The organism is Streptomyces typhae (genome assembly GCF_009755605.1).
Taxonomy (GTDB): Bacteria; Actinomycetota; Actinomycetes; order Streptomycetales; family Streptomycetaceae; genus Streptomyces; species Streptomyces typhae.
The window spans coordinates 81,163-103,523 of the sequence record NZ_WPNZ01000021.1 but is presented as its reverse complement, the minus strand read 5'-3'; the positions used below and the strand labels follow the sequence as shown (position 1 = coordinate 103,523).

Here is a 22,361-nt window from a genome sequence, read left to right as displayed (position 1 = left end):
TACTGTCGCGCGCGTTCCCCGACATCCGGGGCGCAGCCCCCGCCCCGCGCGGGGGAACCGGCAGTCCTCCGCCGTGCGGAGGTCACCTCCCAGCGGAAGGGGGAGCGGCTACCCGTGGGGTCCCATCGCCGTCCCGCAGCACCCACCGGTCCCGACCGGTGCGTACGCACCGCCACCAGCACCGTCCTGTCCGCCGTGGTCACCGCGGCCGCCCTCGCCGCCGCACCCGCGGGCGCCGCCCCGCGGGAGCCGCGGGCCGACACCAAGGCCGCGGTGGACCGCCTGTACGAGCAGGCCGAGAAGGCAACGGAGTCGTACAACAAGGCGGACGAGCGCGCGGACCTGCTGCGCACCGAGGTCGACCGGGCCAAGGACGAGGTCGCCCGCGGCCAGGAACGCATCAACACGATGCGCGGCGCCCTCGGGGCCCTCGCCGGGGCCCAGTACCGCTCGGGCGGCATCGACCCCGCGCTCGCCCTGATGCTGTCCTCCGACCCGGACCGCTACCTGGAGCGGGCCGCCGCCCTCGACCGCGTGAGCGCCCGGCAGAGCGGCGAACTCACCAAGCTCCAGCGGGCCCAGCGCGCCCTGACCCAGGAACGCACCGAAGCCTCCCGCAAGCTCGCCGATCGTGAGAAGAGCCTCAGGACCGTCGCCCGCCACAAGCGCACCGTCGAGAGCAAGCTCGCCAAGGCCCGGCAGCTGCTCAACTCGCTGTCCGAGAAGGAGCGCGAGGGGTACGAGGGATCCGGCCGCTCCTCGCGCTCGGCGCGAAAGGACGCGCCCGACCTCGCGGGCGCGGGCGCCCCCGCCTCGGGCCGCGCCGCCGCGGCGATCGCCGCGGCCCGCTCGGCGGTCGGCAAACCGTATGTGTGGGGCGCCAACGGCCCCACGGGATTCGACTGTTCGGGCCTGACCCAGTGGTCGTACGCGCAGGCGGGCGTCGGCCTGCCCCGCACCTCGCAGGCCCAGGCGGGCGCGGGCCGGCGGGTGCCGCTCGGCCAGGCACAGCCCGGCGACCTCGTCGCCTACCGCGGCGACGCCAGCCACATCGGGATGTACGTCGGCAACGGCCAGGTGGTGCACGCGCCCTATCCCGGCGCGGCCGTGCGGTACGACCCGGTGGGGATGATGCCGGTGTCGTCGGTGACCCGCGTCTGACCCGTTGTCCGGCCCGTCGGCGGGTCGGTCCGTACGGGAACGGACGCGGGGTCCGCGGGCCGCCCCCGTACGATCGGAACGTGGCTGGTCGAGGGCGCGGGCGTGGGCGAGGACGCGAGTACGGCAAGGTGCGGGCACGGCGGTACGGAGGGCGTGCGGCGGCCGGTGCGGCCGTGTGCCTCGCCGTTCTCGCGCCCGCCGGTCTCGCGGGCTGCGCCGCAGGGGACGAGGCACGCGGCGCCCCCGACGACGTACGGCGGCTGCTCGACCGGCGCGCGACAGCGGTCCTGGAGCGCGACCCGGGGGCGTACCGGGAGACCGGCGGGCCCGCCACCGGCTACGACAACCTGCGGGACGTCCCCCTGAAGTCCTGGTCCTACCGCCTCAAGGACTTCGAGCGCGACGGCACCCGGGCCACCGCGACTGCCGCCCTGAGCTACCGCGTCGCGGGCTACGACCGTGCCCCGCTGACCGCCGACAGGACCCTGTCCCTGCAACGGCGCGACAACCGCTGGTACGTCACGTCGGAGCGCCCCGCGAAGAAGGCCGTGGAGCAACTGTGGGACCAGGGCCGGGTCGGCGCCGTGCGCGGCACCCACAGCCTGGTGCTCGGTGTGGGCCGGGAGCGGGCCGAGCTGCGCCGGTACGCGGAGCTCGCGGACCGGGCGGTGCCCGCCGTGCGGGACGCCTGGCGCGGTCCCTGGCCGGGCAAGGTGGTCGTCCTGGTGCCGAAGTCCCTGGACAGCATGGCCGGACTGCTCGGCGCGCCCGCCTCCGGCTACCAGGGGATCGCCGCGGTGACCACGGGCGAGGCCGGCGGCACCGGCCGGACGCCCGCCGACCGCATCGTCCTCAACCCCGAGGCGTACGGAGTCCTCGGCGAGCTGGGGCGCCAGGTCGTCCTCACCCACGAGACCACCCATGTGGCGACCCGCGCCGCCACCTCGAAGGCCACCCCGCTGTGGCTCTCCGAGGGCTTCGCGGACTGGGTCGGCTACCGCGGCACCGGCCGCACCTCCCGGCAGGCCGCCCCCGAACTCCGCCGCGCGGTCGTCGACGGCCGCCTGCCCGCCACCCTGCCCACCGACGACGCGTTCGGCTTCAGCGGGGACGCGGGCGGGCTCGCGCGGGCCTACGAGGGGTCGTGGCTGGCCTGCCGGATGATCGCCGAGGACTGGGGCGAGGAGAAGCTCCGCGCCTTCTACGAGGCCGTGGGGCGCCATCGGCAGCGGGCGACCGCCGTCGAGGGTGCGCTGCGGGATGTGCTCGGCACGACGGTGGAGGACTTCACCGGGCGGTGGCGGGACTATCTGCGGAGGGAGTTGCTGTAGGCCTGTGCGGGGCGCCCCGCGCAGGCACCGCCCCCCGCCAGAGCCCCCGGCAGGCGAGCACCGCCGCAGCCACCAACAGGCCGTTGCGCACCAACAGCAGCCCCACCCCCAGCGCATCGCTCGCCACCACGTGCGAGAACCAGACGGGGAACTCCAGGAACGTCACGAGGGTGGCCGCGAGGACGAGGGCGGTGGGGCGGAGCATCCGGCTTTCGCGGCAGGTGAGGCAGACGGCGGCGACCCCCACCAGCCACAGCATGTACTGCGGACTGATCACCCGGCTCGTCGTCGTGAACAGGAGCACCGCCACGAACGCCGCGTCCGCGGACGTGGCCGCCCCCCACTCGCGGGCCCGCACCCGCCACACCACGAGCCACCCGAGCGCGGCCGCCGACAACCCCTGCGCGAGTCCGCTCACCAGCGGCACGAAGGGGCCGAGGAACTCCACCGAGCCGTAGTTGAGCTGCACCGTGCCCGGCCAGCCGAGATGGCGCGCCCCGTGGAAGACGAGAGCGCCGAGCGACTCGACCTCCGTGCCCCGGTCGCGCTGGAAGGTCAGGAACGCGAGGGCGCCCGGCATCGCCACCCAGAACAGCAGGGCGACACCGCCCGCGGTGAGCACTGCCGCCGCCCAGGAACGCCGGGCCGCCCGCCCCCGCGGCACTCCGGCGAGCAGCAGTACCGGCCACACCTTCACCACCGCGCCGAACCCGGCGAGCGCCCCCATGGTGCGGGCCCGCCGTGCCCCCGCGAGCAGGGCGGCCACCGCGACGGCGGTCACCATCAGGTCGTAGCGGGCGTACGCGGTGGGTCCGAGCGCCGCCACCCCGGCCGTCCACACCCACACGCCTCGGAACGTCCTGCCGGGCCGCCCGCCCGCGTACCCGAGCAGCACCGTCACCGCCGCGTCGGCCGTGAAGGACAGCAGGAAGAAGGCGACCGGGTAGGACAGGAACGGCAGCGCGCCCGGGGCGAGGACGGCGAGCGCGGCGGCGGGCGGGTACTGCCAGGTGACGTCGTCGAGCGGGAACGTGCCGGTGCGCAGCACCTCGTACCAGCCCTGGTAGATGAAGGAGACGTCGCTGGTGACGTCCGGGCCCGGGAGGGTGAGGACGCGCAGGACGCAGAGCAGGAGGAGGGTGCGGGTGACGGCCCAGACGGCGAGGAGCCGCACACTGGGCAGCGCGCGGCCCCGGGCCTGCGCCTCGTCGGCCGGCGGAGCGTCCGCTCGTGCAGCGCCCGCCCGTGCAGCGCCCGTTCGCGCGGTCTGTGTCCGACCCGTGCCGACCGTCATATGCGCCTCGCCCGCTTTTGTCGTACTTGAGTGGGTTCGGAAGGTCATGATGCCGGGCGGGGCCGTGCGGGGGGACGAGGCGGGGCCGTGCGGCGCGGGCGGCGGCCGGGCCGGTACATTCGGCGGCGATGCACAAGACCCTGGTCGTCACGAACGACTTCCCGCCCAGGCCCGGTGGCATCCAGGCGTTCCTGCACAACATGGCGCTGCGCCTGGACCCGTCCGAGATCGTCGTCTACGCCTCGACCTGGAAGCGCGGCCGCGAGGGCGCGGAGGCCACCGCCGCCTTCGACGCCGAGCAGCCCTTCCAGGTCGTCCGCGACTCCACGACGATGCTGCTGCCCACGCCCCGCGTCGCCCGCCGGGCGGTCTCGCTGCTGCGTGAACACGGCTGCACGTCCGTGTGGTTCGGTGCGGCGGCGCCGCTCGGCCTGATGGCGCCCGCGCTGCGCCGGGCAGGGGCGCGGCGGCTCGTGGCGACCACGCACGGCCACGAGGCCGGCTGGGCGCAGCTGCCCGCGTCCCGGCAACTCCTGCGCCGGATCGGCGAGTCGACCGACACGATCACCTATCTCGGCGAGTACACGCGCTCCCGTATCGCCGCGGCGCTCACCCCCGCCGCGGCCGGGCGCATGGTCCAGCTGCCGCCGGGCGTCGACGAGAAGACCTTCCACCCCGGTTCGGGCGGCGACGCGGTACGGGCCCGGCTCGGCCTGAGCGAGCGGCCGGTGATCGTGTGCGTCTCGCGGCTCGTGCCGCGCAAGGGGCAGGACACGCTGATCCTCGCCATGCCGCGGATCCTGGCCCGGGAGCCCGACGCGGTGCTGCTCGTCGTGGGCGGCGGCCCCTACGAGAAGGAGCTGCGCAAGCTCGCCGCGGAGACACGGGTCGCGGACTCCGTCGTCTTCACCGGGGCCGTGCCGTGGGCCGAACTGCCCGCGCACTACGGCGCCGGGGACGTCTTCGCCATGCCCTGCCGGACCCGGCGCGGGGGGCTCGACGTCGAGGGCCTCGGCATCGTCTACCTGGAGGCCTCCGCCACCGGGCTGCCGGTTGTCGCAGGGGATTCGGGCGGGGCGCCCGACGCGGTGCTCGACGGGGAGACGGGGTGGGTCGTGCGGGGCGGTTCCGCCGAGGATGCGGCTGATCGGATCGTTGCGCTGCTCGGCGACGCGGAGTTGCGGGGGCACATGGGGGAGCGGGGGCGGCAGTGGGTCGAGGAGCGGTGGCGGTGGGACTTGCTGGCGGAGCGGTTGCGCGAGCTGCTGTAGGCCTCGCGGGGGCGCCCGGACCCCGTATCGGCCTGCGGCCTCGTCCTCAATCGCCGGACGGGCTGAATACGTGCCGGTGAGTTCCAGCCCCTCCGGCGTTTGAGGAGCGGGGTCTGGGGCGGAGCCCCAGTTTCGGGAAGCCCCGATGCTCGCTAGTAGGAGTTCTGAGGGTAGTGCCTGGTCAGAGCGTGCAAAAGCCCCGCTCGGCACGTGGCCGAACGGGGCGTGGTCTTGCGTGGGCTGATCAGCGCTGAGTGGTCCAGCGCATCGTGGGCAGCTCGTTCCACTGCGCGAGCGGCCCGTACAGGTGCACGCAGTCGGGGCACACGTAGTGGGTGTGCCAGCCCCCTCCGCTCGTGCGCGGGATCTCGCCTACGGGGACGGGGGCTGTCGTCTGGTGGCCGCAGATGCCGCGCACGGACGGTGTGGGCGGGGTGGGCTCGCTGGTGACTCCTTCGGGGGTCATGCGGTCACCCGCCGGACGGGAGTGATGTTCGTGGTGGGGTGGTCGTAGTCCACGCCGAGTTCTGCGAACGCTGCCGCGCGCCACTGCTCGCGTTGCAGGTACGGAAGCTCGGGGCGCTGCTCGAAGATCTCCCGGACCGTCTCGGCGCTCGGCGTCTGCCAGGGTGTACGCCATGCTGCGGCCGGATCCGGGTCGGAGGGGGCTTCGCTCACTGACGTGGGCCGGGATGTGAAGAACTTGGCGGTGTGGCGTCCCGGCTCGACGCGAGGGGCACGGGACAGTAAGGAGAGCACCCAGACGAGTGCTCTGGCGATAGCATCACGCACGGTCGTTTCAGCTCCTTGGAAGCTGTCTCGGCAAGCCCCGGTGGACCGGTCCTAAGCGGTCTGCCGGGGCGTTTTGGCTACCTGGCGCGTCTCGGCGGGCACGACGGGCACGACGGGCGCCAGGACGGCGAAGCCCCGCACATCCACAGCAGGGGGGCGCCGGGACGGGCGGGGCGAGGAGAGATCAGCGCAGGGCGGCGAGGACGCGGCCGCGTAGCGTCTCGTCAGCGATCGTGTCGATTTCCCGCCATGCGTACCCGCTGACCTCTTCCTCTTGGAGCGTCACGGAGTGCTCGCCCGTCACCTGGAAGACGTAGCGGAAGTCCGCGTGCCAGTGAGCGGGCTCGTCCTTGCTGTCGTTGGCGGGGATGGGGTGCACGTCCACGTGGATCGGGGTCGGCTGGACAGGGGCGACGCTGAGAGTGATCCCGGTTTCTTCGACCAGTTCGCGCAGGGCTGCGTGCATCAGGTTCGTGTCCTCGGGCTCCAGGTGCCCGCCGGGGGTCAGCCACTTGTTCAGGGCCACGTGGTGGATGAACAGCGCTTGGCGCTGGTCGTTGACGAGTACGGCGCCCGCGGTGGCGTGGCCCCGGAACTCCTTCCGATTGGTCACGTCGGCTCCCTGGTCCAACAGCTCCGAAAGGGGTGCGAGCGTGTGCTTGTCCTCAGGATGGGCGTTGGCGTACTCGGCGAGGGTGGTGCGGACGTGGTCTGCCGTGATGGGCATGCGATCACCTGTTGTAGTAGTGGAGCCAGGTAGCCGCGATGGCTGCCCGGTCGGTGGCGGGGACTTCGTGGAGGGTGGCATCCAGACCGCCGCGGGCCAGCATGGCCGCGCCCGCGATGATTTCGGCTTGGACGAGGAAGATGAACGGTCCAACGCTCGCGCCGTGCAGGAAGTTGACGGCGTTGCCGCCATTCAGCAGGTAGAAGTAGTGCCCCGTGGTGGTGTACCGGGTCACGTTCTCTCCAGCGCTGTCCCGGACGTAGCCCGCAGGCAGGCCGTCCAGCTCCAGTTCGTCTTCCGAACTGGTCACGGTGGCCACGTAGGCGCCGTTCTTCAGGCGAGGGAAGTCCTCGCCGCGCAAGCTGAGTCCCCCGGTGGCGCACAGCACCAGTCCAGCGGTCTCCAGAGCCTGGTCACGGTCCCGGGCCACTTCGAACCCGTGTGACATGGCCTGTGTCTGCCGTACCGGGTTGATGTCGTAGACGATGACCCGCACACCCTTGACGTGCAGCAGCCGGGCGATGCTGGAACCGAGCTTGCCGAAGCCGAGGACCAGCGCGGGGCGTCCGTGCAGGATGTCGCCACGCCCTCGCAGGAGGGCTTCGGCGGAGAAGACGACCGACTGGCCCACCAGGAAGTCTTCGGGGTCTTTGAGGGGTGAGCGCGCGACGGACACCACGGGGCACGGCAGCTTGTCCCTGTCGGCGTACCGCTTGTGGCCGTTCTCGGTGTCTTCAACCACGCCGAGAATATGACCGGTGAAGCGGGCGCAGAGCGCGTCCAGCGAAGGAGCGAAGTACCCGCCCACGTCGAACAGAACGACCGGTTCCCCGGCCGCCCTGGTCTCCAGGTAGGTCACGGCAGTGTCCGCGTCAGCGAAGGTCTCGCGCGTCAGTTCGTCGCACGCCACGACCTGTTCCACCTCGCGCCGGGCCATCACGTCGATGGACTTCGGCTTGGGCAGCACGGCTCGCAGGACGGTTGCCTTGCCGATGGCCCTGATGAACGCGGGGCGCTCGGGTAAGAGGTGTGTGATCAGCAATGAGGACGGCCGCTCGGGCGGCGTGAACCCATCGGCGATCTTGCTGAAGTAGCTTTCCAGTCGCGCTCGGTCCGTGGCTTCCATGGGCCCTCTCTCTCGGGTTCCAGGCGAGAGCTGTTCGACTGCCCATCCGGGGACATCCAGACGGCTTCCTGAGACCGCTCCGTCGATACCCCGCCTTGGGCGATTCACCAGTACAGGGATAGGCATCGGGAGGTGCCAGCGCAGGAGTGCTGCATCTCTGCCGCATCGCTGCCGCATACTGGACTCACCGGACCCTCTGACCTGGTACAACGGCAATCCAGAGAGCGGGGAGGCGACATGGCCAGGCGAGAGAGCTTCGTGAAGCGCCGCAAGGCGATGGGTTTCAGCCAGGAGTCTCTAGCTGAAGCCATCGGAGTGGAGCGAACAACCGTGAGCCGCTGGGAGACCGGTGAAACTGCTCCGCAATCCTTCCACCGGCCGGACCTTTGCCGAGAGCTGAAGGTATCCGCATCTCAACTGGATTTATTGATCCACTGTGTAGATGGCGGCCCGCAGGCAATGCCCGCGACAACTACCCAGTCGGCGTCGTCTCTTCCTGCACATGATGACGAAATGGAAGCCCTGGAACTTGTGCGGCGAGTGGCAGCCAGTGACGTCGGGGGTGAAACGCTCTCACGCCTTGAGCTGGTTTTTGATGAAATAGCGAGGCAGTATCCGTCTTCCGCTCCGCAGGACCTCTTGGTGCGGGTGCGTAAGTACTCGGCATACGTCAGTCACTTGCTGGACGCGAGGAAGACCCTCGCCGAGCATCGGCAGTTGCTGGTCCTCGGTGGTTGGTTCTCACTGTTGGGAGCAACACTCCACATCGACCTGGACCAGGAGCATGCCGCGACGGCACGGTTGCACACAGCCATGACGCTGGCCAAGCACGCCGGGCATGCTGAGATCCAAGCCTGGTGTTTCGAGACGGACGCGTGGCGGGTTCTTACTGCCGGTAATTACGCCAAGGCTGTGGAGCTGAGCAAGGCGGCTCAAGCTCTTGCGCCGAAGGGGAGTTCCGTTGAAATCCAGGCGACGGCTCAAGAGGGGCGTGCGTACGCCAGGCTCGGGCAAGCAAATGAGACGTACGGTGCCATAGGTCGAGTCAGCGCGCTCGTCTCTCCCATGCGATTCCCAGACCACCCCGAGCATCATTACCAGTACGACCCTGGAAAGTCCGTTTCCTACGCTGCGACTACCCTGGCTTGGGTAGGCGACCCGGCAGCCGAAGAGTACGCGCGTGAGGTGATCAACCGGCTTGCCCCATCGAATGACATCTCGACATGGCCGCGTCGCGTAGCCTCGGCCAATATCGATCTCGCACTGTCGCTGGTCGTTTCCGATCGAGTGGACGAAGCCTGTGACGCCGCGCAGCGAGCCATCCTCTCAGGGCGAGTCGTTCCCTCCAACCGCTGGCGCGCCCTGGAAGTCGTGCAGGCCGTTGAGTCTCGCAAAATTTCGGAAGCTAGTGACCTGCGAGAGGCGTATGAGGGAATGCGGCAACCCGAGATAGAGGCGCGCTGATTGGCCTCCAGGTCACGCCGAAAGCCCCCGCATTCATCATCCTGGTAGGGGTGACGAATACGGGGGCCTTGAGTGGGTCAGCCGTGCAGGACGCCAGTCAGACGCGCTGCTGCCTTGCCGCCGAACAGCGCGAGCCCGCAGTAGAAATCGATGCGGGTCCGGTAGACGGGCTTATCGTGGGACTCGCCGAGGTCGGTGACCTGGATGCCGCCGTTGGTCAGACCGGAGACAGCGGCATCGGCTTCGGAGGAGCCGAAGCGTACGGCGTAGATGTCGCCGGTCTGCTTGCCGCCCGTGCCGGTTGCCAGGGGCAGCACGTCGGTACCGTCCAGCTTCTGTCCTGCGTCCAGGAGCGGGATGCCGTTCCAGGCAACGGTGCGCTTCCCTGCGATCTCGGAGGGGAGGAGTTCGCAGCCGCCGAGCCGGCGGAACCCGGACACGATCTTGGCGCGGGTCTCGGCGTTCATGTACAGCGCCCCATTGGAACCGTTGATGCCGCGCACCTGCGCGGTCAGCGTGTCCAACGTATCAAAGAAGTCATAGCCGTTGGCCACAGGACCGACACCCTTTGCGTCCAGGACTTGAGAGCCGATCAGCCGCTTACGCAAACCGTCGAACCCCTTGGGGTTCACCGCGGTGTCGCCGTTGAAGAACTGGTCCGCAAAGTGGATGGAGGCGGCCTTGACCTTCATCATGGTCTGAATGGCCCGCTGGTCGTTCAGGTTTCCCCGGGTCTGCACAATGAACTTGTCCACGTCCGCGTCACCGCCGAGGATGGCGAGCGTCTCGATCCGCTGGTTCACGGCACCGGTACTCTCCGGGTACGCCTCGTTCACTGCCCGGAACGAAACGCCGGGGAGGGAGGATTCTTCGCTGTAGCGGTAGGCGTTCCCTGCCACGTCGATCAGCGGCAGTCGATCCAGGATGGGAGACTCTTGAACGAACGTCTCGATCACTCCACGCCGCAGATCATCCTGAGAGAGCTTCGCGGACTCGGACAGAGTCAATGCCATAAGGGTTCTCCTTAGTAAGCAGCCGGAATTCGGCATATCAAGTGAGCGCCAGGATTTCTGGCGGTGCGCATGGCCCACAGAAACGCTCAAATGAGCCATGCGAGTTTTTTGCCTCCCTGCCGATCCATCTCGGTGGGGCGAGGGAGTACCCCCCTGGTCGCCACTTAGAAGCGGCGAGGACGGACGCGCTCGGCAGCCCAACCACCCGGTTGGTGCTTCGCGGTCTCGCGGTTGTGGCACGACGTGCACAGCGGACGCAGACGAGAGAACGCGTCCGGATCACTGACACCCCGAGCCACGAGCGAGCGGCGCGACTCCGGGAAGTGATCAGCCAACGTCGCCGTATGGCTGCACAGCACGCACCACGGATGCGCGTACAGGTAGCGGCGCCGGATGCGCTGCCACCGCGTGCCATAGCCCCGCTCGCCGGTAGTGCCTCGCTGCTGCTGTGCCTCGCGCTCGTGTGCCGGGCAGCGTCCCCCGCTCGTCAGCTCGGGGCACCCGGGGATCGTGCAGGGGGTACGGGGCTTACGGGGCATGGGGGATCACCTCCGAAACGAAGTGGCGCTTTTCGTGTGACTCCCACGGGTGCCGGATTGGCTTTCCCGGGGGCATTGGCCGCACTGTGGCTCTCCAACCGCGAGACCGCCCATGGAGGAAGCCATGTCGACCAAGGCGCACCAGACCCCCGCGTTCGAACTCCGCTGCGGCGGGCTTCACTTGACGATCCAGTGCGTGCCCGTGTGGCTCGTCTCGCTGATCACCGCAGCGGGCAGCATCGGTGCCGCCTGGTGGGCGCGGCAGTGAGCAGAGCCGAACGCACGCGGGTTGTCAGCGGTGGTAGGTACAGTTGTGTCACGCTACAGAAGGGAGAGGCGATGGGAGAGCACGAGACCGGAGCAAGCATGTTCTACACGCCGCGGGCCCTTGTGGAAGCGGTGGTTGATCTACTTCTTGATCATGACCATGGCTGCTCCGAAGGTGATCCGCCCGCAGGCGGCATGTTGGACCTCAGCGAAGCATTCCTGGTCGAACGTGGCTTCAACATCCTCGGGTCACGTGATGTCGTCACTCCGTGGGCCATTGCCGAGAGTCACTTCCGGTCCCGCCTCCGCACTGCCGCGTACGGCCTGCGTACCGCAACAACCACCGAGGAACGGCGCGAAGCTGTCCGTGAGTTCCTCTGTGCGCTTGCAGAGTTGATCGCATGCCTTCTCGGGTTTCTCGTCCGTCTGATGATGCGTCTACTCTCGGGGCTCCTCGGTCGCACCATCACGGTTAACGTAACCGTCTGGACGCCGGTACCACTCGAACGAACACCAGAGATCACGCCCCGAGGGCCCAACCTTGCCTCCCCCGTGAACACACACCGGGGCGGGCACCACCGCAGCACGCTGGGGAGCGTCGTACTAGCTGCCTGAGTGACCCGCCGACCATGCAAGGTCGGAAGGCTTCAGATCATGTTTTCCCTGCCGGACACGGCCCCCTGGTGGGCCATCCTGGCGCTCGCCGCACTCGGAATCATCGTGTTCGGAGTGCGCAGTTTTGTCCGCGCCGTATGGCCGCAAACCTCTGCCCACCGCAAAGAGCTGTTGCAGGAGTGGCAGCGGCAGCGAGAGCAGGAGCGAGCTCGGCAGCGGAAGGGAATCGACAACCGGGAATGACGCGCGTTCGGGGCGGTGGCCACTCAAGCCCCCGCCCCTAGGCGGTAGTACCGAACTCCGTCGCGGTCTTGAGCTGGTGGCACGAGTGGCAGAGCACCTGAACGTTGCTCTCCACGTCCTCACCCCCGAGGGACAGCGGACGCACGTGGTCCACGTCCACCCCGTCCGCGGGGAAGTCCCGCAAGCACCAGTCGCACCAGGCCGAGCCCCGTTCTTGCACTCGCCGGCGGAGCCGTGCCGCAGCGTCCCGCCGGTTGGCGCGGCGTCTTCCCCTTGCTCGTCGCGTACGGACCGAGGGTCGCTCCTCATACGCCCCGTGGTGTGTCTTGCAGCGGCCCCGATGCGTCGCGGGCTCGGTGCAGTCGATACAGCGCATGTGCGTCCCCCTGGTGGTGAGCGTCGTTGCGTGCCCGCCCCCGGACTCGAACCGGGGAACTCTGCGGAGTGCGTACGGGTCTCCCTCGCGGGGCCGGTACCGCGCACCTCAGCCGTTGGGTCAGCAGGCATAGAACGCCCGAGCCGGCGAAGACCGGTCCGGGGCGCTGTGGGGGCCGTACGGGCTTCCAACCCCGTTCGGCGCACTCGCGGACGAGTGGGTTACTGATGGGCGGTACGACCCCCGCACGCTGCCTCACGACCCCCGCGGACCACCCCGAGTAACGCGGGATGCGTGGTGCATGGGCAACGTTGCTACCGAGAGCGGACACTCAGACCGCCGTGTGTCCCCCTGTAGGGCGGGTGCGCGGTAATCCCGCTCTCGGAAGTCTGTGGAGAGCGGAGGGTTCCCGTGCCCCCCCCCGGGGGGCGGACCGCTTTCGCTCTCGGTACTAGTGGAGAGCGAAGGTTTCCCGAGCGCCCCGCGGACGACGTGATACCGCTCCCTCTCCCGGTATTGGTAGAGAGCGGAGGTTTCCCGAGGTGGCCCATGGTGCTGTTGTGCCGAACGGGGGCTGATCTCTCTTCTTTCTTATTTTTTCTACGTGTTCTTAAAAAGTGGTGTAAACCGTCACTCCACCACCCCTCGCCCCGCTGTCGGGCCGCTCGGCCCGAGGGGCTGCCCGTGGGCGGACAGCGGAAAGCCCCGGCAGTCACGGGGACCAACCGGGGCTCACACGGCTAGTTGTACTGCACCGCATACAACCGGGTACCTAGCCGCTCGGGGACTGTACCGGGCAGCACAGTCCCGGCAGGCGACAAGCACCCACCGGGCCGGAATCGAGCTTGTATGGCTGCTATGCGGCGACCAGTTCCCGGGCGGGCTCGGCGAGCCGCATGGCGCTGCCAGGGGCGGGGGGAGCGTCGTTGCGTGCTTCGGCTTCCACGTCTGTTTCTACGGTCGCAAGTTCCTCTATGGCCGGGTCCAGTTCCCCAGTGATGGTGAAGTCCACGCGCCGCACGTCGAGCGTGCGCCATCCGCCCTTGGTGCCCCGCCGCACCGTGAGCCGCGCGCCCGCGTCAATGAGCATCGCGCGGCGTGCTTGCGTGTCGCCCTGGTGCCACTCGTCGGCGTGGGTGCGTCCCGTGGGGATCACGCTGCGGCGGGTCTCGGTCTTCTCCCGCGTCTCCAGCTCGGCCAGTCTGGCGTCCAGGGCATCGGCGCGCTTCTGCCACACAGCCATGCCGGACTTGGACTTGCGCCGTCCCTTTTGCTGGTCGTGTTCTTCCATCTCGGCCAACGTGGCATCGATCTCCGGTTGTGGGTCGTACCCGGGGATCTCCACGACGCGCGTGAGCTGCACACCCCCGCTGCCCGCAGGAACTCTTCGCTCACGTAGTCGTCCACCCACGTGCCCCGCACCGAGCTGGGGGCCGCGCAGTAGCTGCCGTACTTGTACGACGAGCACTGATAGTTCCCCGAGGACTTGTTCAGGTACATGCGGCTGCCGCATCCGGCGCAGTGAACGACACGCAGCAGCAGCGCCCCGGAGCCTTTGCGCTCGGGTGCCTTTTCCTCCGTGCGCTTGGGAGCGAGCAGCGCCCCGACCTGATCGAATTCCTCGCGGGTGAGGATCGGGGCAGTCGTGGCCATCACGGGGGCGCCCTGGTCGTCGCGGACCGGGTTGCCCTTGTGCATCTTCCAGCCCATCAACGCGGGGCTGGTCAGCATGCGCGCGATGGTCTGCCCGTTCCACTGCGCGGGGCGCTTGGCGGGCTCGCCCTCGGCGGTGGCGGTCTTGTTCTTCACCCGGGCCTGGTAGGCCGTCCAGTGCGCGGACGGGGACAGCACGCCGTCCGTGTTGAGGATCTTGGCAATCGCGCCGGTGGACTTCCCGTCGAGCAGCAGAGCAATGATGCGCTCGACCACCTCAACCGCTACAGGGTCCGGGACGAGCGTCCAGCCCACCCCGCCGAACTCGGCAGGCATCGGGGCGGGCAGGTAGCCGTACGCGGGCTTGCCACCGCCACGCCACCGAAGCGGCATCTTGCGCATGGCGGCCTGAGCGCCGGTGACGCGATCCTTGATGCTCTGCGACTCGACCTGAGCGGCAAAGGCGAGCATGAGCATCATCAGCTCACCCATGGGGTCCATGGGGTTGCGGAAGTCGAACACGAGCCGGCCCCCGCCGATGCCCTCGGCAAAGGCGATCATCTTGCGGTGCTTGCGTGCCCACTTCGCAAGCTCGTGCATGTCGCCCATGTCACGGATGGCGCGGTCGAAACGCCAGAACACCAGGGCGTCAAAGTCCGCGGGACGCTTCAGCCATCCACCGAGCTGGGGACGGTCGAACGGTCCGACCTTGGATGCGGACACGTCCAGGTCAACCGCTTCACGCAGGGCTGCGCCCCTGCCGAAGTCAATGCCGAGGGCCGCCGCCGCTGCGTCGTCCGCCTCGCGCTGCCGCTCCGGGCTGGTGGTCTCGTCGGTACGGACGGACAGCCGGATGCAGCGGACACCGCGCAAGGTCTCCGTAGGTGGGATCTTTACAGGTGAGCCGGTTTTCTCCATGCTCTCCGTGGAGAGCGGCAGGTTCCCCGAGTCTCTGACCAGTACCGATGCCACCATGGGTGATCACTCCAGAAGTGTCAGTCTGGAGCATCGGGAAGGGGCGGGCCTGGGGCGCCCCCGCGAGGGCACCGGGCCTCAGCCCCGGTACAGCGCCTCGATCTCGTCCGCGTAATCCTTCGCGACGACGTTCCGCTTCAGCTTCAGGGATGGCGTCAGATGCCCGGACTCCTCCGTGAACTGGGAGGGCAGGACCCGGAACTTGCGGACGGACTCGGCCTTGGAGACCGCCGCGTTCCCGTCGTCGACGGCCTGCTGCACGGCGGCGAGCAGATCGGCGTCCTGCCGCAGGGAGGCGGCACTCACCCCGGCGGGCTTGCCGTGTTCGGCGGCCCACCGCCCGAGGAACTCCTCGTCGATGGTGACGAGCGCGGCCACGAAAGGACGCCCGTCCCCGACGACCATGCACTCGGCGACGAGCGCGTGCGCCCGGATGCGGTCCTCGATCACGGCGGGCGCGACGTTCTTGCCGCCCGCCGTCACGATGATCTCCTTCTTGCGGCCGGTGATGCGCAGATAGCCGTCCTCGTCGAGGGTGCCGATGTCCCCGGTGTGGAACCAGCCGTCGGCGAGCGCCTCCTCGGTGGCGCCCTCGTTGTTCCAGTAGTGCGAGAACAGGTGCTCGCCGTGGAGCAGGACCTCGCCGTCGTCGGCGATGCGGACGACCGAGCCGGGCAGCGGCTGGCCGACGGTGCCGATCTTCTGCCGGTCCCAGGGGTTGAAGGCGGTGGCGGCGCACGACTCGGTGAGGCCGTAGCCCTCCAGGACGGTGAAGCCGATGCCGCGGAAGAAGTGGCCGAGGCGCTCGCCGAGCGGGGCGCCGCCGGAGATGGCGTACTCGCCGCGCCCGCCGAGGACCGCGCGGAGCTTGCTGAAGACCAGTCTGTCGAAGAGCGCGTGCTTGATCTTCAGACCGAGCGAGGGGCCGCTCGGGGTGTCCAGGGCGCGGCTGTAGGCGATCGCCGTGTCCGCCGCCTTGTCGAAGATCTTGCCCTTGCCGTCGGCCTGCGCCTTGGCGCGCGCCGCGTTGTAGACCTTCTCGAAGACACGGGGCACGCCGAGGATCAGCGTGGGCCGGAACGCTGCCAGCTCGTCCGTGAGGTGCTTGATGTCGGGCGCGTGGCCGAGCTTGATGGGGGCCATCAGCGCGGCCACCTCCACCAGGCGGCCGAAGACGTGCGCGACGGGAAGGAAGAGGAGTACGGAGCACTCGCCGGTGCGGAAGAGGGGTTTCAGGCGCTCCACCACGTTGCCGCACTCCGCGAAGAAGCTGCGGTGGGTGAGGACGCAGCCCTTGGGGCGGCCCGTGGTGCCCGAGGTGTAGACGATCGTCGCCGGGTCGTCGGCGCCCGCGACGGCGCCGCGCTCGTCGACGGTCCCGTCCGTGACGTCCGCACCCGTCCGGTTCAGCTCCTCGACCCCGCCCCGGTCGATCTGCCACACATGCGCCAGGGACGGCAGGGCCACGCGCACCGACTCCACGGCGGCGGCGTGCGCGTCGGTCTCCACCACGCAGGCCACGGCGCCGGAGTCGCCCAGGATCCACTGGATCTGCTCGGCCGAGCTGGTCTCGTACACCGGCACGCTGACCGCGCCCGCGCTCCAGATCGCGAAGTCGAAGAGCGTCCACTCGTAGCGCGTACGGGACATCAGGCCCACCCGGTCGCCGGGCCGCACGCCCGCCGCGATCAGGCCCTTCGCGGCGGCGCGCACCTCGGTGAGGAACGCCGTCGCGGTCACGTCCTGCCAACTGCCGTTCACCTTGCGGCCGATGACCGCCACATCCGGGTGCTGCGCGGCGTTTCTGCGGACGATGTCGGTCAGATTGCCGTCCGCGGGGACCTCGTACAGGGCCGGAAGGCTGAACTCGCGCAAGACTGCTGCTCCTACATAGGGCGCCGGCGCCACGACGTTGTGCGATGCGACGGTGCGGTCCAAGGTCGGGCAGGTGCTCAGTCGGGGGGGCTCGGGGGGTTCCTCAGGATTTCGTTGAGGGGCTGAGCACTACTGGACTGCCCGGACGTTACCCATCGGTATGGCTGGTTCGGTAGGGGGGCCGGGCCAGATGTTCCGTGCGTCACACGACGTTGTGGTCTGAACCGCACAGTACGCCACGCACTTCCTGACTCGGAAGTAACCGACGGGCCCGCGCCCGGACGTAACCGCAGGTCCGCCGCTCGTGTCCCGACCCGGACCGCCCGGCTACGAGAGCGGCCCGGCCTGGTCCGGCGCCGACCGCCCGTCCTAAGGTGTCCGGCATGCGAGGTTTCCGGGTCCATGTGGTCAGTGATGTGCACGGCAACGCCGAGGGCCTGGCTCGGGCCGGGGACGGCGCCGACGCCCTGATCTGCCTGGGTGACCTGGTGCTCTTCCTCGACTACGCGGACCACGCGCGCGGCATCTTCCCCGATCTGTTCGGCAAGGAGAACGCGACCCGCCTGGTGGAGCTGCGCACCGCCCGCCGCTTCGAGGAGGCCCGCGCGTTCGGCGCCTCCCTGTGGGCGGGCCTCGACCGCGGCCCCGCCGTGGAACGTGCCGTGCGCAAGCAGTACGCCGAGCTCTTCGCCGCCTTCCCCACCCCTACGTACGCCACCTACGGCAATGTCGACATGCCGCAGCTGTGGCGTGAATACGCCGGTGCGGGCACGACCGTCCTCGACGGGGAGCGCGTCGAGATCGGCGGCCGCGTCTTCGGCTTCGTCGGCGGCGGCCTCAGGACCCCCATGCGCACGCCGTACGAGATCAGCGACGAGGAGTACGCCGCCAAGATCGAGGCCGTCGGCGAGGTCGACGTGCTGTGCACCCACATCCCGCCGGAGGTCCCCGAGCTGGTGTACGACACCGTGGCCCGCCGCTTCGAGCGCGGCAGCCGCGCGCTCCTCGACGCGATCCGGCGCACCCGGCCCCGGTACGCCCTCTTCGGACATGTGCACCAGCCCCTGGTGCGGCGCATGCGGATCGGCGCGACCGAGTGCGTGAACGTCGGGCACTTCGCGGGGTCCGGACGGCCCTGGGCCCTGGAGTGGAGCGGGTGACCGCCGCAGGTCGCGTGCGCGGTAGCCTTCACGCGGCAGGCACTGCACCCGCACCGGACCGCATCTGGAGGAGCCACGGCGATGGCGGAACACACCAGCTCGAGCATCACGATCGAGGCGGCACCGGCCGACGTCATGGAAGTGATCGCCGACTTCGCGCGCTATCCGGAATGGACCGGTGAGGTCAAGGAGGCCGAGGTCCTCGCCACCGACGACGCGGGCCGCGCCGAACAGGTCCGCCTCGTCATGGACGCCGGCGCGATCAAGGACGACCAGACCCTCGCGTACACCTGGACCGGCGCGCACGAGGTGTCCTGGACCCTCGTCAAGTCCCAGATGCTGCGCTCCCTCGACGGCTCCTACCTCCTGACGCAGGCGGGCACCGGCACCGAGGTCACGTACCAGCTGACCGTGGACGTCAAGATCCCCATGCTCGGCATGATCAAGCGCAAGGCGGAGAAGGTCATCATCGACCGCGCCCTGGCCGGCCTCAAGAAGCGGGTCGAGACGGGCCCGAAGGCCTAGCACTCCCTCCAGCGCTCCACGCCTCCCGCCGCGGGCACCCGCCGGGCGGCGGCACCGTGCGGTGCGGTCACCGTAAACTGCCACCGCATGCGCACCCTCTTCGTCACCGGCCCCGGCGGCGCCGGCCGCACCACCCTCGCCGCCGCCACGGCACTCGCCGCAGCCCGCGACGGCGCCCGCACCCTGCTCCTGTCCGCCGACACCTCGGACACCCTCGGCGCCGCCCTCGGCACCCCCACGGGCCCCCGGCCGGAATCCGTGGCGCCGGGCCTGACGGCGCTCCGCCCGGACCCGGACGCCGGCTTCCGGGCGGGCCTGCTCGCCCTCCAGGAGCACGCCCGCCCGGCCCTGGACCTCCTTGGCGCCGACCACCTGGACGACGAGGAGCTCACCCCGCTGCCGGGCGCGGAGGACCTCGCCCTGCTCGGCGCGATACGCGCGGCGGCAACCCACGGCACGTCCCCCGGAACGGACGGCGCACCGGCGTACGACACCGTCGTCGTCGACCTGCCCGCCGCCCCCCGGGCCGTCGCCCTGCTCGCCCTGCCCGCACAGCTGCGCCGCTATCTGCGCAGACTGCTGCCCCAGGAACGGCAGGCGGCCCGCGCCCTGCGCCCGGTGCTCGGCCGCCTCGCGGGCGTGCCCGTGCCGACCGGATCGCTGTACGAGGCCGCCGCCCGCTGGGACGCCGCGCTCGCCGCCGCGCAGGCCGTGATCGAGGACCCGGCGACGGGCGTCCGCCTCGTCGCCGAGCCGGGCCCCGCGGGCGCCGACGCCGTGGCCCGTACCGCGACCGGCCTCGCCCTGTACGGCCTCGGCATCGAGAGCCTGGTGGCCAACCGGGTGCTGCCGGGGTCCCACGACGACGCCCCCTGGCTCGCCGCCCTCCGCGCGCAGCAGGACAAGACGCTCGGCGAGTGGGCCCAGGACCACCGCACGCACGAGGTCGCCCACCGCGGCCAGGACCCCCGCGGCACCGACGACCTCACCGCCCTCGGCGTACCGGGGCCCGGCGACCCGGCACCCGTGCGCTGGCCCGTCCTCGACGCCCTCGCCACGGACTCCCTGCTGACCTGGGCCATCCCGCTACCCGGCGTCGTACGCGACGATCTGCACCTGGTCCGGCGCGGCGACGAACTGGTCGTCACGGCGGGCCCGTTCCGGCGCATCGTGCCGCTGCCGTCCGCGCTGCGCCGGTGCACCGTCACCGGCGCGGGCCTGAGCGAGGGCGCCCTGCGGATCCGCTTCGCACCGGACCCCGGTCTGTGGCCGCGGACCCGATGAACGCCGTGCCGCCGTTCGGGTAACGTCGAGAGTACGAAAACGTCGGCCCTGCGCAGGAGTCAGCCCGTCATGAGCGATGCCATCGAGCGCGACGCGTCCGAGCCGGACGAGCCCGCGGGTCCCGGGCCGCGTACGCCCCGGGGCGGCGCGGAGCACGCCACCGAGGACGGCACGGAGCACGCCACCGAGGACCGTGCGGAGCACGCCTTCGAGGACCGCGCGGAGCCGCGTTCCACCCCCGACGCCGACGCCTGGGCCACCGCCTGCGCCGAGGACCTGGCGGCCGAGAAGGCCCGCCGCCGCGCGCAGTACGGCCCGCCGCCGGGCTCCGCCGCCGAGGAGCTGCGCCGACTCTTCGGGGCCGTGTCCGACAAGCTGGCGGGGTTGCAGTCGCCGCTGCTCGGCGCGGTCGCCCAGGGGGCCGTGCAGGAGACGGTGCAGCAGGTCGTGCGGCAGGCCAAGGCGGCCGTGGAGCCCGTCATCGAGCGCAACCCCGATGTCTTCGACCACCTCGCCGCGGCCGGCTCCGAACTGCTCGCCGCCTACCGCAGCGCGGTCACCCGGCAGGAGGGCCGCTGGACGCGCGACGACGCGGGGCCGGGCGCCCCGGGCGGCTCCGAACGCCGCGAGGAGGGCCCCGGGCCGGGCGAACCCATCGATCTCGACTGACCGTCCGGACCGACCCCCCTCGGGTACGGTGGGCCGTAGCGGGGCTCGATCGAACTGAGGGATTCATGGGACTCACCATCGGCGTCGACATCGGCGGCACGAAGATCGCGGCCGGAGTGGTCGACGAGGACGGTCACATCCTGTCGACGTTCAAGGTGCCCACCCCCGGCACCTCCGAGGCGATCGTGGACGCGATCGCCTCCGCCGTGGAGGGCGCCCGGGCCGGGCACGAGATCGTCGGCGTCGGCATCGGCGCCGCCGGATACGTCAACCGCCAGCGCTCCACGGTGTACTTCGCACCGAACATCGACTGGCGCCAGGAGCCGCTCAAGGACGAGGTCGAGCGGCGCGTGGGCCTGCCCGTCGTCGTCGAGAACGACGCCAACGCGGCCGCCTGGGGGGAGTACAAGTTCGGTGGCGGCAAGGGCCACCGCAACGCCATCTGCATCACCCTCGGCACCGGCCTCGGCGGCGGCATCATCATCGGCAACAAGCTGCGCCGCGGCCACTTCGGCGTCGCCGCCGAGTTCGGCCACATCCGGATGGTGCCGGACGGCCTGCTGTGCGGCTGCGGCAGCCAGGGCTGCTGGGAGCAGTACGCGTCCGGCCGCGCCCTCGTGCGGTACGCGAAGCAGCGCGCCAACGCCACGCCGGAGAACGCCGAGTACCTGCTCTCCCTGGGCGACGGCACCCCCGACGGCATCGAGGGCAAGCACATCTCCATGGCCGCCCGCCAGGGCGACCTCGTCGCCGTGGACTCCTACCGCGAGCTGGCCCGCTGGGTCGGCGCCGGACTCGCCGACCTGGCCTCGCTGTTCGACCCGTCGGCTTTCATCGTGGGCGGGGGGCTCTCCGACGAGGGGGAGCTCGTGCTCGCCCCGATCCGCAAGTCCTTCAAGCGGTGGCTCGTGGGGGCGCAGTGGCGTCCGCAGGCGGAGGTCATCGCCGCGCGGCTCGGGAACAAGGCCGGACTTGTCGGCGCCGCGGATCTGGCTCGTGAGCCCGACCCGGTGATGTGACCCCCCCCTGTGCGGGGTGCCGTCGATCGCGCTGCGCGCTCGTCCTCAAACGCCGGACGGGCTGATACTCGCTCGGCGCGGGCCGGTGCGACGGTCGAGGACGTCAACGCCGGGCCCGCCGGTTCGACCGGCGGACCCGGCGTTGACGTATCTTGATCGACATGCCGACCAGCCCGACCCCCGCGCTGCCCAACTCCCGCACCGAACCGGACGGTTCGGTCGTCGTGCGGGTGCTCAGCTACAACATTCGCTCGATGCGGGACGACACGGAGGCACTCGCCCGTGTCGTCGCCGCGTGCGCGCCCGACCTCGTGCTCGTGCAGGAGGCGCCGCGGTTCTTCCGCTGGCGCAAGAAGCTGGCGCGCCTCGCCCGCGCCGCCGACCTTGTGATGCTGTCCGGCGGCGGTACGGCGGCCGGTCCCGCGCTGCTGTGTTCGCTGCGCGCCACCGTCGAGCGCACCGAGGACGTGCTGCTCCCGCTGACGCCCGGACTGCACCGGCGCGGCTTCGCGACGGCGGTCGTACGCTTCGGGAACGTCAGGATCGGCGTCCTGAGCTGCCACCTGAGTCTGCAGGGCGAGGAGCGGTACGAGCAGAGCGGGATGCTGCTCGACCAGCTCGCCGGAATGGGCGTGGAGCACGCCGTCGCGGGCGGCGACCTCAACGACCGCCCCGACGGACGCTCCTTCCGCAGGCTCGCCGCGGGCCTCCGGGACTGCTGGGCCACGGCCCCCTGGGGCGGCGAGTACACCTCTACCCCCGCCGACCCCCACCAGCGCATCGACGGCATCTTCACCACACCGGGCGTGGAAGTCCTGGGCTGCGGGGTGCCGTTGGACCTGCCGGGCGTGACGGCGGAGGACCTCAGGGCGGCGACGGACCACCTCCCGGTCCTGGCGGCCCTGCGGGTGCCCGGTTCCAGCCCGTCCGGCGATTGAGGACGAGCGCGCAGCGCGATCGACGGCGCCCCTCGCAGGGGGTC

23 protein-coding genes are annotated in these 22,361 nt (G+C 70.5%); 13 read left to right on the top strand and 10 right to left on the bottom strand.

Annotation, left to right across the window (positions count from 1 at the left end; genetic code table 11):
- Window positions 1-114: 114 nt before the first annotated feature.
- The gene (locus GPA10_RS31170; protein WP_343041523.1) at window positions 115-1,161 is read left to right on the top strand and encodes a C40 family peptidase; all 1,047 of its coding nucleotides are present in this window, start codon (window positions 115-117) and stop codon (window positions 1,159-1,161) included.
- A gap of 128 nt (window positions 1,162-1,289) precedes the next feature.
- Window positions 1,290-2,492 (top strand): hypothetical protein, encoded by a 1,203-nt coding sequence (locus tag GPA10_RS31165; RefSeq protein ID WP_425505847.1) that lies wholly within the window; start codon window positions 1,290-1,292, stop codon window positions 2,490-2,492.
- Here GPA10_RS31165 and GPA10_RS31160 read toward each other — a convergent pair.
- Window positions 2,449-3,786 carry a glycosyltransferase 87 family protein gene (locus tag GPA10_RS31160; RefSeq protein ID WP_157168388.1) on the bottom strand — a complete coding sequence of 446 codons (1,338 nt, stop codon included), beginning with the start codon at window positions 3,784-3,786 and terminating at the stop codon, window positions 2,449-2,451. The genes GPA10_RS31165 and GPA10_RS31160 overlap by 44 nt on opposite strands.
- Window positions 3,787-3,914: 128 nt before the next feature.
- Between GPA10_RS31160 and GPA10_RS31155 the strand changes: the two genes are divergently transcribed.
- The gene (locus GPA10_RS31155; RefSeq protein WP_157168387.1) at window positions 3,915-5,057 is read left to right on the top strand and encodes a glycosyltransferase family 4 protein; all 1,143 of its coding nucleotides are present in this window, start codon (window positions 3,915-3,917) and stop codon (window positions 5,055-5,057) included.
- 244 nt (window positions 5,058-5,301) lie between these two features.
- Here GPA10_RS31155 and GPA10_RS31150 read toward each other — a convergent pair whose 3' ends face one another.
- From GPA10_RS31150 to GPA10_RS31135, 4 genes are all read right to left on the bottom strand, one after another.
- Window positions 5,302-5,523, bottom strand: a complete 222-nt coding sequence (locus GPA10_RS31150; RefSeq protein ID WP_157168386.1) for a hypothetical protein — start codon at window positions 5,521-5,523, stop codon at window positions 5,302-5,304.
- Window positions 5,520-5,849 (bottom strand): hypothetical protein, encoded by a 330-nt coding sequence (locus tag GPA10_RS31145; RefSeq protein WP_343041522.1) that lies wholly within the window; start codon window positions 5,847-5,849, stop codon window positions 5,520-5,522. The genes GPA10_RS31150 and GPA10_RS31145 overlap by 4 nt, the downstream gene beginning before the upstream one ends.
- Window positions 5,850-6,033: 184 nt before the next feature.
- Window positions 6,034-6,576, bottom strand: a complete 543-nt coding sequence (locus GPA10_RS31140; protein ID WP_157168385.1) for an NUDIX hydrolase — start codon at window positions 6,574-6,576, stop codon at window positions 6,034-6,036.
- 4 nt (window positions 6,577-6,580) lie between these two features.
- Window positions 6,581-7,702 carry an adenosylhomocysteinase gene (locus GPA10_RS31135; protein ID WP_157168384.1) on the bottom strand — a complete coding sequence of 374 codons (1,122 nt, stop codon included), beginning with the start codon at window positions 7,700-7,702 and terminating at the stop codon, window positions 6,581-6,583.
- Between the two features lie 237 nt (window positions 7,703-7,939).
- Between GPA10_RS31135 and GPA10_RS31130 the strand changes: the two genes are divergently transcribed.
- Window positions 7,940-9,166 (top strand): NsdA family TPR-like regulatory protein, encoded by a 1,227-nt coding sequence (locus GPA10_RS31130; RefSeq protein WP_157168383.1) that lies wholly within the window; start codon window positions 7,940-7,942, stop codon window positions 9,164-9,166.
- 77 nt (window positions 9,167-9,243) lie between these two features.
- Here GPA10_RS31130 and GPA10_RS31125 read toward each other — a convergent pair whose 3' ends face one another.
- The gene (locus GPA10_RS31125) at window positions 9,244-10,179 is read right to left on the bottom strand and encodes a major capsid protein (RefSeq protein WP_157168382.1); all 936 of its coding nucleotides are present in this window, start codon (window positions 10,177-10,179) and stop codon (window positions 9,244-9,246) included.
- Window positions 10,180-10,842: 663 nt separating this feature from the next.
- On the opposite strand from GPA10_RS31125, the gene GPA10_RS31120 reads away from it, so the two are divergent.
- From GPA10_RS31120 to GPA10_RS31110, 3 genes are all read left to right on the top strand, one after another.
- On the top strand, window positions 10,843-10,986 hold the full coding sequence (locus GPA10_RS31120) for a hypothetical protein (RefSeq protein ID WP_157168381.1): 144 nt from the start codon (window positions 10,843-10,845) through the stop codon (window positions 10,984-10,986).
- Between the two features lie 71 nt (window positions 10,987-11,057).
- Window positions 11,058-11,600, top strand: coding sequence for a DNA methyltransferase family protein (locus tag GPA10_RS31115; protein WP_198351754.1), 543 nt, complete (start codon window positions 11,058-11,060; stop codon window positions 11,598-11,600).
- 39 nt (window positions 11,601-11,639) lie between these two features.
- Window positions 11,640-11,843 (top strand): hypothetical protein, encoded by a 204-nt coding sequence (locus tag GPA10_RS31110; protein ID WP_157168379.1) that lies wholly within the window; start codon window positions 11,640-11,642, stop codon window positions 11,841-11,843.
- A 37-nt stretch (window positions 11,844-11,880) separates the two neighbouring features.
- Here GPA10_RS31110 and GPA10_RS42960 read toward each other — a convergent pair whose 3' ends face one another.
- From GPA10_RS42960 to GPA10_RS31095, 4 genes are all read right to left on the bottom strand, one after another.
- Entirely contained in the window at window positions 11,881-12,027 is a 147-nt protein-coding gene (locus GPA10_RS42960) for an HNH endonuclease (RefSeq protein ID WP_246260138.1), read from the bottom strand.
- Between the two features lie 1,048 nt (window positions 12,028-13,075).
- Complete coding sequence (locus GPA10_RS42955) at window positions 13,076-13,375, bottom strand: hypothetical protein (RefSeq protein WP_246260136.1); 300 nt, start codon at window positions 13,373-13,375, stop codon at window positions 13,076-13,078.
- Entirely contained in the window at window positions 13,372-14,847 is a 1,476-nt protein-coding gene (locus GPA10_RS31100; RefSeq protein WP_246260134.1) for a recombinase family protein, read from the bottom strand. Before GPA10_RS31100 ends, GPA10_RS42955 begins: the two co-directional genes overlap by 4 nt.
- Window positions 14,848-14,925: 78 nt before the next feature.
- Window positions 14,926-16,722, bottom strand: coding sequence for an AMP-dependent synthetase/ligase (locus GPA10_RS31095; RefSeq protein ID WP_157168377.1), 1,797 nt, complete (start codon window positions 16,720-16,722; stop codon window positions 14,926-14,928).
- A 383-nt stretch (window positions 16,723-17,105) separates the two neighbouring features.
- Here GPA10_RS31095 and GPA10_RS31090 point away from each other — a divergent pair, with 383 nt between their 5' ends.
- The 6 genes from GPA10_RS31090 to GPA10_RS31065 all read left to right on the top strand — a co-directional run bounded on the left by GPA10_RS31090 (window position 17,106) and on the right by GPA10_RS31065 (window position 22,317).
- A complete protein-coding gene (locus GPA10_RS31090; RefSeq protein ID WP_157168376.1) occupies window positions 17,106-17,882 on the top strand; it encodes a metallophosphoesterase family protein in 777 nt (258 codons plus the stop codon).
- 81 nt (window positions 17,883-17,963) lie between these two features.
- Window positions 17,964-18,407, top strand: coding sequence for an SRPBCC family protein (locus GPA10_RS31085; protein WP_157168375.1), 444 nt, complete (start codon window positions 17,964-17,966; stop codon window positions 18,405-18,407).
- A gap of 87 nt (window positions 18,408-18,494) precedes the next feature.
- Complete coding sequence (locus GPA10_RS31080) at window positions 18,495-19,691, top strand: ArsA family ATPase (RefSeq protein WP_157168374.1); 1,197 nt, start codon at window positions 18,495-18,497, stop codon at window positions 19,689-19,691.
- Window positions 19,692-19,760: 69 nt separating this feature from the next.
- A complete protein-coding gene (locus GPA10_RS31075) occupies window positions 19,761-20,360 on the top strand; it encodes a DUF5304 domain-containing protein (RefSeq protein WP_198351753.1) in 600 nt (199 codons plus the stop codon).
- Between the two features lie 65 nt (window positions 20,361-20,425).
- On the top strand, window positions 20,426-21,379 hold the full coding sequence (locus GPA10_RS31070; RefSeq protein WP_157168373.1) for an ROK family glucokinase: 954 nt from the start codon (window positions 20,426-20,428) through the stop codon (window positions 21,377-21,379).
- A gap of 161 nt (window positions 21,380-21,540) precedes the next feature.
- Complete coding sequence (locus GPA10_RS31065) at window positions 21,541-22,317, top strand: endonuclease/exonuclease/phosphatase family protein (RefSeq protein WP_157168372.1); 777 nt, start codon at window positions 21,541-21,543, stop codon at window positions 22,315-22,317.
- Window positions 22,318-22,361 lie beyond the last annotated feature (44 nt).

Bases quoted from the DNA above. Each gene is read 5' to 3' on its own strand.
- GPA10_RS31090 (WP_157168376.1), top strand. From the start codon at position 17,106: ATGCGAGGTTTCCGGGTCCATGTGGTCAGTGATGTGCACGGCAACGCC.
- GPA10_RS31110 (WP_157168379.1), top strand. From the start codon at position 11,640: ATGTTTTCCCTGCCGGACACGGCCCCCTGGTGGGCCATCCTGGCGCTC.
- GPA10_RS31120 (WP_157168381.1), top strand. From the start codon at position 10,843: ATGTCGACCAAGGCGCACCAGACCCCCGCGTTCGAACTCCGCTGCGGC.
- GPA10_RS31115 (WP_198351754.1), top strand. From the start codon at position 11,058: ATGGGAGAGCACGAGACCGGAGCAAGCATGTTCTACACGCCGCGGGCC.
- GPA10_RS31075 (WP_198351753.1), top strand. From the start codon at position 19,761: ATGAGCGATGCCATCGAGCGCGACGCGTCCGAGCCGGACGAGCCCGCG.
- GPA10_RS31160 (WP_157168388.1), bottom strand. From the start codon at position 3,786: ATGACGGTCGGCACGGGTCGGACACAGACCGCGCGAACGGGCGCTGCA.
- GPA10_RS31070 (WP_157168373.1), top strand. From the start codon at position 20,426: ATGGGACTCACCATCGGCGTCGACATCGGCGGCACGAAGATCGCGGCC.
- GPA10_RS31155 (WP_157168387.1), top strand. From the start codon at position 3,915: ATGCACAAGACCCTGGTCGTCACGAACGACTTCCCGCCCAGGCCCGGT.
- GPA10_RS31135 (WP_157168384.1), bottom strand. From the start codon at position 7,702: ATGGAAGCCACGGACCGAGCGCGACTGGAAAGCTACTTCAGCAAGATC.
- GPA10_RS31150 (WP_157168386.1), bottom strand. From the start codon at position 5,523: ATGACCCCCGAAGGAGTCACCAGCGAGCCCACCCCGCCCACACCGTCC.
- GPA10_RS31100 (WP_246260134.1), bottom strand. From the start codon at position 14,847: ATGGTGGCATCGGTACTGGTCAGAGACTCGGGGAACCTGCCGCTCTCC.
- GPA10_RS31065 (WP_157168372.1), top strand. From the start codon at position 21,541: ATGCCGACCAGCCCGACCCCCGCGCTGCCCAACTCCCGCACCGAACCG.
- GPA10_RS31125 (WP_157168382.1), bottom strand. From the start codon at position 10,179: ATGGCATTGACTCTGTCCGAGTCCGCGAAGCTCTCTCAGGATGATCTG.
- GPA10_RS31085 (WP_157168375.1), top strand. From the start codon at position 17,964: ATGGCGGAACACACCAGCTCGAGCATCACGATCGAGGCGGCACCGGCC.
- GPA10_RS31080 (WP_157168374.1), top strand. From the start codon at position 18,495: ATGCGCACCCTCTTCGTCACCGGCCCCGGCGGCGCCGGCCGCACCACC.
- GPA10_RS31130 (WP_157168383.1), top strand. From the start codon at position 7,940: ATGGCCAGGCGAGAGAGCTTCGTGAAGCGCCGCAAGGCGATGGGTTTC.
- GPA10_RS31140 (WP_157168385.1), bottom strand. From the start codon at position 6,576: ATGCCCATCACGGCAGACCACGTCCGCACCACCCTCGCCGAGTACGCC.